Source organism: Paenibacillus sp. GQ49, from assembly GCF_059759055.1.
Map to the genome: position 1 here is coordinate 1 of NZ_JCAXEL010000035.1, position 17712 is coordinate 17712.

2 protein-coding genes are annotated in these 17712 nt (G+C 49.0%); both read right to left on the reverse strand.

Annotation, left to right across the window (positions count from 1 at the left end; translation table 11 throughout):
- A partial coding sequence (locus tag AC6CIF_RS31460; protein ID WP_498202701.1) for an SDR family NAD(P)-dependent oxidoreductase occupies positions 1 to 6024 on the reverse strand: 6024 nt, incomplete at its 3' end.
- Positions 6021 to 17702 carry an SDR family NAD(P)-dependent oxidoreductase gene (locus tag AC6CIF_RS31465; protein ID WP_498202702.1) on the reverse strand — a complete coding sequence of 3894 codons (11682 nt, stop codon included), beginning with the start codon at positions 17700 to 17702 and terminating at the stop codon, positions 6021 to 6023. The genes AC6CIF_RS31465 and AC6CIF_RS31460, both read right to left, overlap by 4 nt.
- Between the last annotated feature and the right edge of the window lie 10 nt (positions 17703 to 17712).

Sequence of the window (17712 nt, forward strand, 5' to 3'; positions counted from 1 at the left end):
AAATTCGTCCACACCGTCCAGAAATCCGCCCCAGCGTCCATAGGTCTTGCCCGGTGTGCCCGGCGCTGAATCATATACCTGCTCCTGGTCCCAGCGTTCAGATGGAACCTCGGTAATGCTGTCCGTTCCACTGCGCAGATTCTCCCAAAACTCATGGATGTTCCGTGCTCCCGGGTACCTTCCCGCCATACCAATAATGGCGATATCCTGCTGCGTATCGACAGGTGTGTCCTGTCTGGAGACATTAGTCTGTGATTCATTCATCCGTGGTGCAGTTGTTTGAGTCTGTCCAAAAGTTAGATAGGGCGATCTGGTCTCTCCAGGGATGGATAAGACAGATTGCACTAAGGTCTGCTGTACTTTGACATGCTTGGCTTCCAAAGGTATGGATGCTGCATCTGAAGTTGTGTCGGGATCTCCCTCCCTTAGCAACCTGTCCAGTTTTTCGCCTTGCTCCTGTAGAAAGTAACTGCTCAAATCCCCGATCGTCTGGTATTCAAAAAATAATGTTTTGGGCAGTGGTCCAAATAAACTTTCCAGTTTGTTTGTCATCTGCATGATCAGGATTGAATCGATTCCATACTGCTCCAGAGGTGCATTCGCTCGAACGCGAGACTCGGGCAGTCCAATAACTTCGGCAAGAGTTTGGATCAAAAATTGAACCGTTCGTTTGGGTTTGTCAGCTGCCTGTGATCGGTTTGATTCCCCCACAGGAGAATTTATTTCTTTCATCGTTTCCAGTCTTTCGCTCTCACCATTGAAAGCCAGGAATCCCTGTTGGTTTTTGGAATGTAGAAGCCTCCTGATCCGGGTCATATCACCCGACAAAACAGCAATCTGTCCAGCTTCTGTTGCCAAAGCCCGATAGAAGGCCTGTATGCCGCTTGACGTTTCCATTCCCGCCAAACCGTAACGATGGAACATCCTTTGCTGAACGGTTTCAGGTATCGTCATCCTCCCTTCAGTCCACAACGGCCAGTTTATGGACAAGGTCCGCCCGTACCGCTCACCTTTCTGCACTCGCTGGTGCCGTTCAGATGCAAAAGAATCCATAAAAGCGTTGGCTGCTGCATAGTCGGCTTGTCCAGGGTTGCCAAACATCGCGGCAACAGCCGAACAAACGATGAACAGATCCAGTTTGTCCTCCCGAGTGGCTTCGTCCAAATGAACAATACCGGATACCTTCGGTGCAAAAACGTTGCGAAGATCGTCCTCTCTTTTAGCAAAAATGGGGTGATCCTGTATAATTCCTGCACAATGAATGATCCCGTTCAACTTACCAAACTCCATCTTGAATGAACTCACTAATTCTTGCACGGTCTGACGATCCGAAATATCCCCTTGTCTGTAAAGAAGGTTTATTCCTTTCTCACGTAAAGCATCCAATGGCTTCCGAATGGTTGACAAGGATGCTCTCCCTACAGCAACAATGGTGCAGGAGGGTGCATGAAGCGCTATTTCTTCAGCCATGATAATCCCGAGAGCACCTGCTCCCCCGGTAATAACGTAGACCCCTTCGGGTTTCCATGGGATGTCGAATGCACTTTCAATTGGATCATGTTCAATCATTTTCCAGTCCTGAACATGACGAAGCCCAAAACCTGATTGCCCTGGTATACTCTTATAACGGATTAAACCATGCTCCGGGTAGGCCCGATTATCTACGAGCATGTTTGCCAGCATCTCCGATTCCGTTTCATTCAAAATCTCAATAACCTGACCATGAAAGAATGGATTCTCCAGCTCGGCCGTTCTTAACATAGCGGCAATTCCGCGATACAACGACAACTCGCCAGGAATGACAATTTGCAGCCATTTTTCATCGTTAACATGGGACACTGCCTGCATCAGAAGAAGCTGGATCTCTTCAAGTACCCGCAATGCGCCGTTGGTAAATAATTCGTCCCAAGACTGGTTGAAATCCGTTGACGGAATACGTACACTTTGAATGGAAAATCGCTGTAAATATTTCTCAATTCCTGGATACCTGTGATTGCTATCTTCGAATAAAAGCACCACATGATTGTCCACGGTTATGGTCTCATTCCCGGGAACACCTCCGGCAAATGTGTCAGCAGGTGCCACTTTCCAATAGGGTTCAGCCAGCAAAGTCCCTTCATCCCCATGCTCTACCTGTCTAGGAAGCTCGCGGAACGTCAGCCCCTTGATTCGAAGGACAAGCTGTTCCTTATCATCATATCCATCAATATCAACCTTTTTCGTTTCAACTAGAGAGTCATTCGGAGTACAGACGTGAACATGCGACCACATTAATGATGCACTGTTTCCCCATATCTCCACTTGCTCCATGGCAAACGGAACCGGTGTTGTAACAGGTGGACCTCCTGCTGCCATCAACAGAAGCCCAATGGATGCCTGTAAGGCACTGTCTGTAAGACCAGGGTGAAGCTGACCTTCACCATATTCATGGGACAACCCTTCTGCAAGGCTCAGTTTGGCAAGCGCCTGATTGGTCCCGATGTACAACTCTTCAATTCCCTGATAATAATCCCCGTATTGCAGACCCATTTGTTTAAACTGGTTGTAACAACCCTCTCTTGTATAAAATCCTTCGGTGCATTGGGCTCTGATCTGTGTCAGATCTGTCTGTCCAGCTTCCCGAGGCTGCATCCTGACCGCTTGCCCAAGACAGTGAACTACAGCCTCTTTCGCACCATGGCTCTGTATCCGAAACTCGATCGTTCCCCGTTCAAGCGGATGAAGCAAGACGTCAACCTGAACAGGCTCATTGTTCACCTGTAGTGGACCATACCAGCCGATATGGCTAAGACTTATCCATGTCTGTTTTAGATCATCATGCGTATGGGCCATTTCCATTGCAGCACGAGCCATCTCCAGATAGGCTACACCCGGGAATACACTTTCCCCTTGCACGACATGATCCTTCAGGAAAAGCTCTTCGCCATCAAAGGTGGAACTGAATTGGAGGGCAGCCCAATTCGAAGTATTACGATGCAGCAAAGGATGAAGCAACTGGTTTGAGTCCTCTATGCTCTGGTTAGCATGTTGTTGGATCGTATGATCATTTGTTGGTGGGTGACCAGCATCAATCCAGTACTTATCCTTGGCAAACGGATACACGGGCAGTGAGATTCGTCCTGTGGGCGCATGCTTAAACAACAATTCAAAATCAAGATGATATCCCTGCATATATAAGCTTGCTGCTGCTGCTAATTTTTCCGTAAATTCGGCCGAATTCGGTGATTCCGAACAATGCTGCAAACATTCATTTCCATAACGCATTAATGAAGACTGCGGGCGCAGTGTATGTGACAGTTCCACCACCTGAACTTCTGCTGCGGCTCCCTTTTCAAGCCACTTCTCCAATATTCTGATCAACTCTTGCTCATTACGGACAACACAGCTCAATCGGGAGTTCAGATGTTTTCGTCCCATGAGCAATGTATAACTCATATCCCAGCAGCTCACATCGGATTGTTCTTTGCAGAAGCTAACCAGTTGCTTGACTTGAACTTGCAATTGTTCCTGTGACTGAGCCGATAAAACAATCAGGTTCCCGGGACGATTGACCTTCTGACTTCCCATGACAGGTGCTTGTTCAATGACCATATGCGCATTCGTTCCACTGAAGCCAAAAGCGCTGATTGCGGCCATCCTTTTAACACCTGGCGGTGTGATCCAATCGATTGTCTCTGTATTGATGTAAAAAGGACTGCTTGCAAACGGAATGTGTTCGTTGCCTTCCTGAAAATGAAGGGAAGCTGGAATTTTTGCATGTTTTAAGGAAAGTAAAATTTTGATCAGTCCAGCCACACCGGCAGCGGCCGCAGCATGTCCAATATTCGTTTTGATTGAACCAAGGGCACAGTAATTTTCCTCTTCGGTGTACGACCGGAACGCTTTCACAAGCGCACTGTATTCAATGGGATCTCCCAATTTAGTTCCCGTTCCATGGGCTTCAACCAGTTGGATATTTCCAGGATGGATGTCAAAACGATTGTAGACCTCACTCATGAGCTGCTCCTGAGACTTCGCACTCGGCGCGGTGAGCCCGTTCGAGGCTCCATCCTGGTTAATGGCTGTACCGCGAATAACCCCATGGATGTTGTCCCTGCCACGCAAAGCGTCACTTAAACGCTTCAGCACTACAACTCCTGCACCTTCTCCAGGCACAAATCCGTCTGCCCGCTGGTCGAAAGTATGACATTTTCCTGTCGTTGAGAGCATGCCGGCCCGGTTGGATGCAATGAAAAAACCTGGGGTGGACTGTATAAAGACTCCTCCGGCAAGCGCCATTTCCGTCTCTCCAGACCATAATCCCTGACAAGCCAAATGAACCGATACGAGTGAGCTTGAACATGCCGTATCCACTGCAATAGCAGGGCCCTGCAAATTCAGATAATATGCAATTCGAGCAGGAATGACTGAACCCGAGTTGCCCCAGAATGCCTGCGGAACAGGATTCGGTCCAAGCAGTGTCCGGTAATCAAGCTCATTAAATCCCGCGTATACACCACACTTCAGCCCGGCAACTGCCTGCCCTGCATATCCAGCATCCTCCAGCGCCTTCCAACATTCCTCAAGAAAAATTCGCTGATGCGGGTCCATATGAGCAGCTTCCGTACCTGAAATGTTAAAAAATTGAGGATCAAATTCATCTATGTTTTCCAAAAATCCACCATGGCTGCAATAGGAAGTATCCTTTTCAAAATAAGATGATAGATCCCAACGCGTAACTCTCCCGACCAGATCCTTTCCTGTGACTAAATTCCCCCATAAGGAATGAATATCATCTGACTGCGGAAATCGCCCGCTCATCCCAACAATAGCGATATCTCCCCGCTCCACCTTTAAGGGACTATAAGACTCTGGGAACACAGAATGCTGGTCATGATTGTGTTCGGATGAACCTTCTGTTTTGTATGCATGCGGGGCAGCAGCTTCAGAGCTCAACTCCACCGGATCTACAGATTTGGAAGTCTTTTCGATGGTTTGCACAAGGCCGTCCCTATACTTTTCAACGATATGGTTGGATAACAACTCAATGGAGCTATAATCAAACAGGCTGGAGACCTGCAAAGATATGGATAACGCCTCGTTGATCGACTGAATAAGCCGCACGCCTGTAATGGAGTCCACACCATATTCGGAGAAGGGTTCCTCTGAATCAATCATGGTGGTGTTCACTTTAAGCGAAGCAGACAGCATATCTGTAACGATCTCTCTTACATGTGCTTTCAATGTGGTTGCTGAAGTGCTCTCCAAACCAAGAGATGACTTGCTCGGCTTCTTTTCTTGCAGTTCAGGACGGCTTCCTGGAGAGAACGAATCATTGGACTGTAATTCAGACCGTGCCTGATTGGATGATCCAACTGGAGTAACTTCCGCGTCGATCTGCCTTACTATGCCGTCACTGTATGCCACAATGACCTGCTGCCCTTCCTCGTGCCAATCTTGTGCAGGAAATTCGATAGAATGAAAACCCGCTTCCAGTAACAGCTGTTCCCATACATGAGGTGCTACTCCGGGAGAATCGGTTAGACGAAGCTCGGGGTCCTCATACAGCCACCATCCATCCAACAAACCAAAGGTAAGGTGAGTAAAAAGGGAATTGCTGCTAATCTCGTTAATTAACAGCATTCCGCCTTGTTTTAGCAGAGCCTTCACATTACGCAGTGTTGTCCGCAAATCGGGAGTTGCGTGCAGCACATTGGCTGCGATGACCACATCATAGGCACCGGTGTCTATCTGTTGGGCAGACGGAGCATAACGAACATCAAACATACGATAATTCAGGAATGACCTGCCTGCTCCATACTTCTGTTCACCATGCAAAAGGAATGCTTGGGATACATCCGTATATGCATACTCTTGAATATGTTGTTCCACCGGTTTCAGTCTGTGCAAAACGGCTGCGCTTGTTCCTCCGGTTCCCGCCCCAATCTCCATCATGCGGAGAGCAGAGCTGTCCAACTGGATTTTATGCTGCACATAATGTAGTGCTGTTTCAGCAAGCACTTCGTTATAACGGTTTATTTTCACGTGTATATCCCCCCGACCAATTCCATAGAGGAATCAGGAAACATAATCTCGGTTGCTAGGCATTTTCCGCCGATAATATCTGGCAGCGCCTTCAGCATCGTTTCAACCAATCTGATTTGTGATTCCGCGCCGTGGTGTTTGATCCATCCGGGTTTGTTATGCTCCCATTCCTGCCAAGCCGTTTCGGCTTTCGGCTCGTCGTAATTGCATACCCTGTAACCAAAATCGGTTTTCATCAGATAGCCGTAACGGACTAGCGCGGTCAAACTTCCTCTGATCCAATGCGCATAGGTGTCCGACAAATTCTGTGTTAATTCAGCCAGAGTACCGGAGCTAACATCGGATTCAAACCAACCGGAGGCTTGCAGCTGCACCCACATCAGTTTTGCAAGCAAAGGCTCCATCTCTTGGAGCAAATGGCTTGTATTCTTGTCTGGATGAGAGGTATGCACGAGGTCACGAGTCACTGGCCTGCTTGCCTTTAGAGGCTGATCCGACATATAGACTTGTACAGATTTTTGCATATTGATTCCAGGAATCGAATATGTTTTTGTTTTTAACAAGGCAGCCTGTGTAAGATCTATGCTCATGAGCATCTCCAAGGCTTCCATCGCTTCTGGCGCCTCAATTGAACTCACACCCATCCGGTTCATGCGTTCCCTGTATTCCAATGAAGCCACACGGCCTACACTCCCCCAGAAACCCCAGTTCATAATTTTGACCGGACATGTCCAGGATTGTCGCAACCAATGCGCAAACGAATCTTTAAACATACAGCCCGCCGAGTAATTGCTCTGGCCTTGTTGTCTGGTAAAAGAGTTCATAGATGAGAAAAAAAGGACAAAGTCCAGATTTTCTTTCGCAAATATGTTTGCCATCACAACACTTACATCCAGTTTGGCGACAAATACATGTTGAAACTGTTCCTCTGTCATCTGCTCCAGACTGCCATCTTGCAAAACAATTGCTGAATGCACAATACCATTTATGGTCTTGAACCGGCTTTTGATCGTTTCATACGCACTCATTAATTCCTCTTCACTGGCTGCATTGGCCGAAATATATTCGGGAGCAGCCCCCAGAGCTGACAAACGATTCTGTTTATTCCGTATCTCGTCGTTGCATTCACTTCTCCCGATCCATATTACTCTCGCCTGATAGGTCCGAATCATATATTCACTCCATACTTCTCCGATCCCGCCGGCTCCGCCAATGACAACATATATTCCACCATAACGATAATTGTTGTTGTCCTGAGGGGCATTGCTCTCCAGGCGAACAAGTTCCTGACTGTACCAGCGGTTGTTTCGATGGACCTGGAGATCCCCTTTACTTTTCGGTTCCAGTGAGAGCGCTCCACGAATGGAACGTTCATTGATGTTACCAGCTTGCAAATCCACAAGACGCACAGACCATTGTGGAAACTCCTGCGCCATTGAGCTGGCAAGACCATGAACTCCGGCATCCGCAGGATTAACCGGGTCGCTAGACCATACGGATTGTGTCTGACAGGTTAAGAATGACCATTCCAACGGACGATGACCATATCCCAATTGAATCATGGCTTTAATGATTCGAAACACATTTTTCACGCCCATATTCTGTGCCAATATCATATGATTCAGTGACGTTGGAGGGAGAGACATATGATTGGATAACCAAATGATATGATCAATCGTATCGACCTTTTTCAAGGCATTCATCAGACTGACGGGATCTACAGCCGTTTCCGCATCCATACGGATTGATTTTGCATGGATCTGATGAACCATCTCCCATTGCTCCGTTGTACCTCCAATCACCAGCCATCGTTTATTTCCAGGATTGAATTCGGACTTTTCAGTCTTTTCGACTACTTCCCATATTGGGGTCAGCATAAGATTATGGTCCGATGGCTTTGATGACTCCACAGGGGAAGTTTCCTCCTCAACCTTTGATTCACTTATCATGTTGGCCTGAGCTTGCTGCGGAATCCAGTACCTTTCTCTTGCAAAAGGATAGGTTGGGAGACCGATCCGTTGGGGTTTACCCTCAGCAACATATAATGTATTCCAGTCCAGGTTCAGACCCTGCACCCATAATTCCAGTAATTTCTCATGCTGGCCCTTCTGAATCCACCGGTTCACCATTTCTTCCATATCCTCATCCCGACTAAGGATGGAAAGCATCTCTTTACCCTTTTTCACATGACCGGTATAAAAAACCATTTGCGAAGCTTGTGTTTCCAGATTGTTTGCCTGTTCAACATACTCTTTTAGTTTCGCAATGAGTTCCTCTATGGACGCCGCTAGCAAGCCCAGACGCTCCTCCATCGATTCACGTCCAACTTGCAAAGTATAGGACAGGTTCCTCATATCCGAATCCACATATATTCCGGTACATAACACCTCAAGCAAGTCTTTGGCCTTTGCCAAGAGTCGTTCCTGATTTCTTGCGGACAGCACAACGATAACAGGAGATTTAGGGTGATCTTTGCCAACTGTTATTTGTTCCGGATACATACCTGTCGGGGTATACTCTTCAATGATGATATGTGCATTGGCACCCCCAGCTCCAAATGAAGATACGCCTGCACGTCTTGGGATCTGCACTCCGTCTATTTCCGGACGCTTCCATGGTTCGAGCAACTTCTGAACCAAAAATGGACTCTGGGTAAAATCAATGTTTGGATTGGTCTCTTCCGCGTGCAAGGATGGCGCGAGTTCCCCATGCTGCAGCTGCAGCAACACTTTGGTTACCGCAGCAATACCTGCTGCGCTTTCGCAGTGACCAATGTTGGATTTGGCCGAACCGATAGCACACTTGAAGTTGGATTGGACCGTCTGCTGAAATGCTTTTGTTAAACCCGTCACTTCAATGGGGTCCCCGAGTGAGGTTCCTGTTCCATGCGCCTCCACGTAACTGATCGTTCGCGGATCGATACCTGCTTCAAGCAGGGCGTCACCGATAACCTCAGCCTGTGCGTTGGGATTCGGGACGGTATATCCATTGGTTTTGCCTCCGTGATTCAGCGCTGATCCTTTGATCACACCGTAAATCCGGTCCCCATCCGCTATGGCTCTCGCCAACGGTTTCAACAGAACCGCGCCGACACCTTCACCCGGAACATAGCCGTCCCCACCTTGGCCAAAGCTCTCGCATCGTCCTTTGCTGGACAGAAACTTCCCTTGAGACAAAAGAATATATTTGTTGGGATGGACCGACACATTCACACCGCCAGCTACAGCTACCTGGCACTCGTTCTGTCTCAGGCTTTGACAGGCCAAATGAATGGATGTTAATGACGATGAACACATTGTATCCACGGCCATGCTTGGTCCACGAAAATTACAGAAATACGAAACCCGATTGGCAATGGAAGAAGGATTACCGTTGAATGCCATGGAATTCTGGGACCCATAGAGCTGATACTCCTCATACATTACACCTACATAGACGCCCACTTTCTCCGTGCTCAAGCTTTGTCTTGTGTATCCCGAATCTTCCAGTGTTTCATATACACACTGCAAAAAAAGTCGTTCTTGAGGGTCCATTGTTTCGGCTTCACGAGGAGACACCTTGAAAAACAACGGGTCAAACTCATCTACACCATCCAAAAAACCACCCCAACGGCCATAAGTTTTGCCTGGAATTCCTGGCTCTGGGTTATACACCTGCCCGTGATCCCAACGTTCAGATGGAATCTCGGTAATACTGTCCACACCATTTCGCAGGTTATGCCAGAATTCCCCGGTATTACGGGCACCTGGATATCTGCCCGCCATTCCAATAATCGCAATATCCTGATGCTCATTATTCTTGCCCTTTTCACCATCAGAAGGTGAGTCCATATGAATGGTAAGGTCCGGGTCTGTTTTTTTCAAAATAGGTTCGGCTTCGGCTTCAAATTGGGTTCCTGTCAGCAGCTTTCGCTTCAACATCATGGTGTGCGTTGGTGCGTGCGTTCGAGAGTCCGACACATTCTGTACATTCGCTAACACATTCTTCTGCGACGTTCCGGCTGGTTTCATCCCTTGTTGTTGAAGCAGCTTATCCAAACGCACCTGATGCATGTTCATAAAGTAATGACATAGTTCCCTCAGGGTCTGATATTCAAAGAACAGCGTTTTGGAAAGGGAACCCAATTCATTCTCCAGTACGTCCGTCATCTTCATAATGAGCAGCGAATCGATACCATATTGCTCCAGTGGGGCATCCGGCTCAATCCTTGATTCTGGCAAGCCAATCACGGGTGCCAATTTTTCAATTAACCAAAGGATCGTTCTATCCTCACGATTGCCTTCAAGTTCGGTGAATTCTTCCGTATTCTCAATACTCGCAGGTATATCTGTTTTTGAACTTTTGGCAAGGTTTAATTGACCCACGAACTGCTCAGCGGTTGCGTGGAGGTTCATTTGTTCCAACAGTGTCTCTGCGGAAATGTCCCATCCATGCCGGGTCAGCAGTCTGCGGGAAAGCTCGCTCCATTGCACCGGGTCCAAACCATATTCGCTCCAGTCCATGTCCGGATCAATCTCCTGCTCCCCTACGTTCAACAAAGCGGCCACTTCCAACGTGAGCACAGCTACAGCTTCCTGTTGGGCCATGCCTCCAGCCAGAGGCGCTCCAAGCTCGGTTGATAACGATTCCGGGGAAGGTCTGTGCCCGTTAGCGTTAGTGTTTACGTTAGTGTTTGCTGACTCCATCAGTTCAGTTGACCACGAATCTATCGGCTCCAGCAGGCTTCTGCGCAGCGCCAACAGATTGCCTTCCGCAACCGCAACCTGACTGCTTCCACTCGCCCAAGCCTGATACAGCGCCTTCACACCCGACGTGGTTCCCAGCGGTCTTAGTCCATGCTGGTTCCACAGACGCGCCTTCCCCTCTTCCTCCAGCTGCATCCCGCCTTCTTCCCACAGCGGCCAGTTAATGGACAAGGTTCGACCCTGACACTCCCCGCGTTTCATCCGCGCATTTCGGCTCACCGCATACGCATCCATATACCCATTCGCGGCGGCATAATCGCCCTGCCCTACATTCCCCGTCACCGCTGCACCGGAGGAGAACAGCAGCAGTACATCCAGCGCCTCTGTCCCGATCGCTTCTTCCAGGTTCCGTGTGCCATTTACTTTCGGGGCCAGCACCGCCTGCCAGTCGGGTTCCGTTTTGTAGCGAATCAGACTGTCCCGGATCTCTCCAGCACAATGCAGCACTCCGTTCACCCGACCGTATTGCTGACGAAGACGCCGAAACAGTGCATTGACCGCCTCTCTGTTGGTGACGTCCACCGTTTCATAAAACACCCGGGCCGGAAGCTGCGCCATCTCTCGCTGTACCGTCTCTGGCATCGCCGGAGATCGGCCAGTCAAAATGAGCGTACTGCCTTCTGTTCGAGCTGCAATTTCCCGGGCCCAGATCCGCCCCAGTCCACCGGCTCCACCTGTAATGACGTACACGCCTTCGTCCCTCCAGGGAGACAACCGTGGGACACCGGTCTTCGGCTTCATCTCCGTTTCCGCATGTACATTTCGAATCCAATTTTCATCCATATCCACATTCTCATCCATGTCCACGTTGAGCGCCTGCCAGCCCGTTCGCTTCAGCTCACCTGCTTCCCAACGCAGATGAGTTTCCTCCGCATGGAGCGCACACTGGTGCAGCTGCTCGGTCAACATTGCGGCGGATGTCTCTGGCTGGACTTCGACCAGCTGTGCCAGACAGCCCGGATGCTCCAGTCGCACCGTTCGCAGCAGCCCGCTCAGGCCGGCGAACCGTCTTCCTTCTTCATCTCCCGCCACGACGACCTGCACAGCCATCCGGTGGCTCCGCTGCATCGCAAGCTGCTGCTGCACATCGTGCAGAATGGCCTGAACAGCCTGTCCGTATCGCGCCTCCAACGACCCCGTTAACACCATCTGCTTCCAGGACACATCCGCAGCCGCGAAGTCTTGCGGGGCCCAATCACACAGCAGCACCGCGGGTTCAACCCCCACAGCTTTAGCCGGTAGGGAGCGCTTCGGCAGCTCCTGCCACTTGGGCTGCACCAGCAGCACACCTTCCCGGCTTTCGGGTACACGCGAGGTCACGCCCCGCAGTCGAATGCAAACCTGTCCCTCTGAATCGCACAACTCCAGATCCAGTTTACGGACGCTAGCCTCAGCGGAAGATGCCGCTGGCTCGGGGCGAACACGCACCACCCCCCACATGTGCGCCTGGCAAGGGGACATCACTTCCGCCTCCTCCAGTGCAAAAGGCAACGGAGCGGAGGCGGGCGGGTTCCCATGTCGTTCTGTTGTGCTCGCAAGGGCCGTGCTCTCCAAGCTTACTGCACCACCCTCCAGAGTAGTGGATCTCAGCACTTCCGCGATCTGATCTCCGGCCAGCAGGGCGATGGATGCTTGCAAGGCCCCATCCACCATACCGGGATGCAGCACGGTGTCCGCTTGCCCTTCGAAGAACGCTTGTGGCAGACGCAGCTGCGCCAAGGCCTCGTTTGCCCCCCATTGCAATTCGGCAATGGTCTGATGGGACGGACCGTACTCCAGACCCAGTTTTCGGAATGCTTCATAACAAACTGCTCCACTGGCCTGTCCCTCTGTACACCGGCTGCGTACAGCGTGCAAATCCAAGGTTTGCACGGCTTCTGCGAGAGGTCGTCCCACACTTACACGCCCTTGACTATACACCGCTTCGCTGGACTCAATTGATGACGCTGCCGATATTTTATAGGACAAGCTCTCATCTGCCTCAGCCTCAAGCGCCAGATGAACCTCCACAGGCTCCTCTCCAACAACGAGCGGTCTGCCCCACATTACATGCCGCAGCAGCAGACTGTGTGTGAGCGGAGCCCAATTCGCTGCATGCGCCGCTGCTGCCCGGGCCATTTCCAGCTGAACAACAGCTGGAAGCAGCTTGTGCCCCTGTACCACATGATCGCTTAGGAAAGGCTCATTGCCATTGAACTGACTGCTGTACCACTGGCCCCGCAGCAGATCCGAACGGTTGTGGTGCAGCATGGAGTGCAGAACTGTAACCTTTTTGCCGAAACCTGCAGTCCCGCTCCCCCTTTTTGCATGGACCATGGGGACCCAATAGCGTTCTCTTTGAAATGAATAGGTAGGGAGACTGATTCGAGTAGGCCTGCTGTCCTTCTGGTACATGCTGTTCCAATCAATGGTTATTCCTTTGGCCCATACTTCAGCGATTGAAGCCATCTTTCTTTTGTTCATCCATATTTCGATTGCTGTCCGAATGTCTTCATCTGATTGAAACAGTTCTGTGATCGCATCTTCTTGAAGCCTGACTTCTCCCTCATAACCAACCCGACTGTTCAAAGATCCAATCCGCTGGCCTTGGTCTTTGCTCTGCACATACTCTGTACATTTCCTTCTCAGCTCTTCAAGAGAACTGACAACAAAGGCAACCCTGTATCGCATATGCTCTCTGCCCACCTGCACCGTGTATGCTAGATTGGATAGCTTGATTCCCAGTGTGGCGACGGAATTTTGATGTTCCTTACTGGTGGAGAGATAATTCATCATGTCGCGCACATGATCAAGCAGACTTGTTTGACTTTTGGCAGATAACGGAACAATGACTGGAAGCTCGGACTCCAAATCTGAACTGGAATTTACTGCTGTTGGTGCATATTCTTCAACAATCAAATGGGCGTTACTGCCGTTTGCTCCGAAGGAGCTAATACCCGCTCGCAAAGGATGGGTTTCTGGAGTGTTACGATCTGCCTTCATAGTTCTCCAGTCCTTTCCTTCCCTCTCCACATAAAAAGGAGTGTTCTGAAAAGGAATGTACGGATTCAGACGTTCCGCATGTAAGGAAGGAAAAATCCGATTGTGTTTCATCTGTAACAGTACCTTGGTTAACGCAGCCACACCCGCAGCCGCTTCCAAATGCCCGATATTGGACTTCAGTGAACCAATTGCACAACTCTGTTCCGGCAGTGACCAGTCCGCCAATGCTTTGTTCAGTCCCTGTACCTCGATCGGATCTCCGAGGGACGTTCCTGTGCCGTGTGTCTCAAAATAACTGACCGTTCGAGGATCAACCCCTGAACGTTTGAATGCATGTTTAATAACTTCCGACTGTGCTGTTGAGTCTGGTACCGTTGGGCCTGATGTTTTTCCTCCATGATTGATTGCAGACCCTTTAATAACACCATAGATGGAATAACCTTGCTCTTCGGCATGACTCAGACTGGTCAGCAACACCGTTCCGGCTCCCTCACCCGGCACATATCCGTCTCCGCCCTCTCCGAAACTGCGGCATCGTCCATCGGTAGATAATAGCTGTGCCTCTTTCAAAAACATGTATCGATGTGGATGCGTAATGACGTTGACTCCGCCAGCAAGAGCATACTCACATTCCTCATTTCGAATGCTTTCGCAGGCCAGATGAATGGCCGTTAGTGCGGAGGAACACATGGTATCTACCGCAAGAGAAGGACCATGGAAATTCATGCAATACGATACCATGTTTGCAACGGACGCTGCACTGACCCCCAAGGATGTAGGTACACCGCGATCTGTCAATTCCGATGCAAACAGCTCATAATGATTCCAGAATACGCCGGCAAATACACCCACACTCCGGGTACCTGTTGAAGTATCCTGGTGCTGACTGCGTTCAACGCGAAATCCCGCATCTTCACAGGCTTCCCATGCCGTCTCCAGAAAAAGTCTTGCCTGGGGGTCCATCATCTCCGCCTGACGGGGAGATAAATTAAAAAATAGTGGATCGAACTCATCAATCTTATCGATGAATCCCCCAAACTGATAATATGAATCCGGCGTATACGAAAACCGCCCCTGTTCCCAACGATCTCTGGGAAAACCTGTAATGCAATCCTTACCTGATAACAGATTGGCAGCAAATTCATCCACATTCCGAGCCATCGGATAGCGGCCAGCCACACCAATAATGGCTATATCTTCTGTATGCATTTCCGATGGTCGCTTTTCTTTTCGAGGAACCTCATGATTTAAAACTTTTGCTGCAGAAAGGCCCTCCACATGGATAGTAGTTTGTGCAAAATTTCGGATAAACGAAGGTTTACCATACATCACAACAGTCTGCGTTGATGCATTCATCATAAGCGAATCGAACAGTTGCATTCCTTCGTCTTGAGGCAGCGGGGCCAATCCCGTTTTGGCTTCCAACTGCTGCTGGTAAACTGGATCGATTGACATGCCTCCATTCGCCCATAGAGGCCAATTAATTGAAAGGGTTCTGCCTGATCGCTGTCCTGCCACAACCTGTTGCTGACGCCGCTCTGCAAACCTATCCATAAAAGCGTTACCACAAGCATAATCTGCTTGTCCCATATTCCCGAGCACAGCCGATAGTGAAGAGAATAAAATAAAAAAGTCCAGTGGTTGATCACGAGTATATTCATCCAGGTACCAAAGTCCGCTCACTTTAGGGCCTAGCACTTCCGAAATATTCTCTTTTGTTTTCTGTAAAATGAATTGGTCCCGGGTAACTCCTGCACAATGTATGATTCCCCGAATAACTCCCAGACTGGTCCGAATCTGCTGGATGACATGACTCGTCTGCTCGCTATGCGTTAGATCTGCCTGAAAATAATGAACATCCGCTCCCAGACTCTTCAACTCCGATATCTTATTGGACTCTTTTTTGCCAAGAGAAGAACGCCCCACCAGCGCCAATGTAACCCTCCCTTGCTCAGCCAAATGGCGACCTACCATCAAGCCTAATCCACCCAATCCACCAGTAATCAGATAAACACCATCTTTTGCAACATACTGGCTTTTCTGCAGCATCGGTATCGGCTTCTCACGGTATTTTTTCACCATCCGCACACGAGATTTTCCGGTGTAACACACTTCACTGACTCCCGAGGAATGTGTTACTCGCTCTTTATCCAACCAGTCCGCCCATTGGGTTCTTGTAACGTTATGAATATCATTCACCGTGATGATCTGTCCATGCAGATGAGGGTTCTCTGCATGAGCTGTTCTTAAAAGGGCTCCCATCGCGCCTGAAAAATCAGTGCCCGTTCCTGACGGACCAATTATTTGAATATGGGTCTCCGCTTTGGGAAACTGCTGCATGTAATTCTGAAGCCAGACTATACATTGCTCGCACATTTGTTCAAATGACTGTGGCATGGTACGTTCACTGGTTAGTGTGACAACCTCTGATTGCGGAAAACATTCCTTGATCATTTGATCATGTCCAATTGCCTGCTCGCAAAGAATAACAACGTGGCTCCGCACTGTGTTTGAGGTGTTACGCATATGCAGCGTGACCTCTTCCCAGAAGGGTTCGAGCATGACAGATGAGTAATCATCACTCTTTCCCCGATCATGATTGAGTTCTGAAGTTTTGATGCTTGCCTTGCTGGCCGAAGCTTTGCTCTCCGTGTACTGATTTTCAGTAAATGCCTCAGGCCAATGTTGGTGCAGGTATGCAGCAAGAGACTTAATATTGGAATATTCAAATAACAGCGTGGGGTAAAGCTGCTCCTTCACTTTGTTCTCCAGCGTCCTTGAAAGGTTGATAAGCTGCAAGGAATCCAGTCCCATCTGATAAAATCCCAGCTCTGTGTCCAAATTCGCTTCAGATGTTCCAAGCACTTTGCCTATCTCTACCTTTAAGTAGTCCGCAACCTGCTTCGTGTTCCCTTTTGGAACACCTCTTCGCTGATTCGATAGTTCGGATGTATCATCTATACTGAGAGGTGAATCTTGTATATTGACCTGTGTGGCCAGCTCTGGTACAGATGCATCCTCTGAACCTGAGCCTTCTACCCCATTTGGATTCTGATGTACTTCGGCCCATTTCTGTATCAAATGAGGATTACGAATACGTTTAGCGGTTAAACGCTCAAATTCAACCAAGGACTTGCCAGCAGAATCAACCACTCTAATATCTGTAGAAATCAGATCTGGTGATGAGGCAGAATTATCGTTTATCAATGGTCGAGCGAGCGAGTGCACACCAATGGTGTCAGGTAACGGACCATAAATACAGAAGCGTTCAATCATAAAAGGAATATAGGGAGTCTGATCATCAAACATCCCCTGTGCTTTTTCCTTTAAACGAAATGAGGAGCCCGCAAAAGTTGCCCCATCCAAAAAAGCTGCATGTGCATAAAAATCATTGGAGTAAACGGAAGCCTGCTCACTGAGATTCAGACACATAAGCTCCTGATTCTCATATTGGTAGACGACCCCTGAAGTTTGCATAAATGGCCCATGCTCGATGTTGACCTGCCTTGCCAATTGATAAACCTCATCCATGCTCCACTGATCTCGGGATTGAGTTTTCAGATCCTGAACATGGATCACGGGTGGATTAAACTCAGGATCAACAAGAAACATCGTACATTGCATATGTTGTTCTTCACTGCCCTGATCGATGGTACCATTCATCACTTTGTTGCTTGTAATGGTTACCCTCCATTGCAACTCTGAAGGTACAGGTGAGAACGTCACAGCAATCTCGCGGTCAAATTGCTCTGATGTCACAATGGGCGTTGTAAACAAAATCTGCCGCAATTCGACACAGTGTGTCTCTAAATATAAAGCCGACAAACGATAGATCATATCCAGTAGGGTGACCCCGGGTAACGTACAAATTCCGTGTACACGATGATCCTGAACGATGGCGTTGCTGTGGCTTAAACGTTGCACGTATGTTTCTTGATTGCGACCTATCAACGACAGTTCC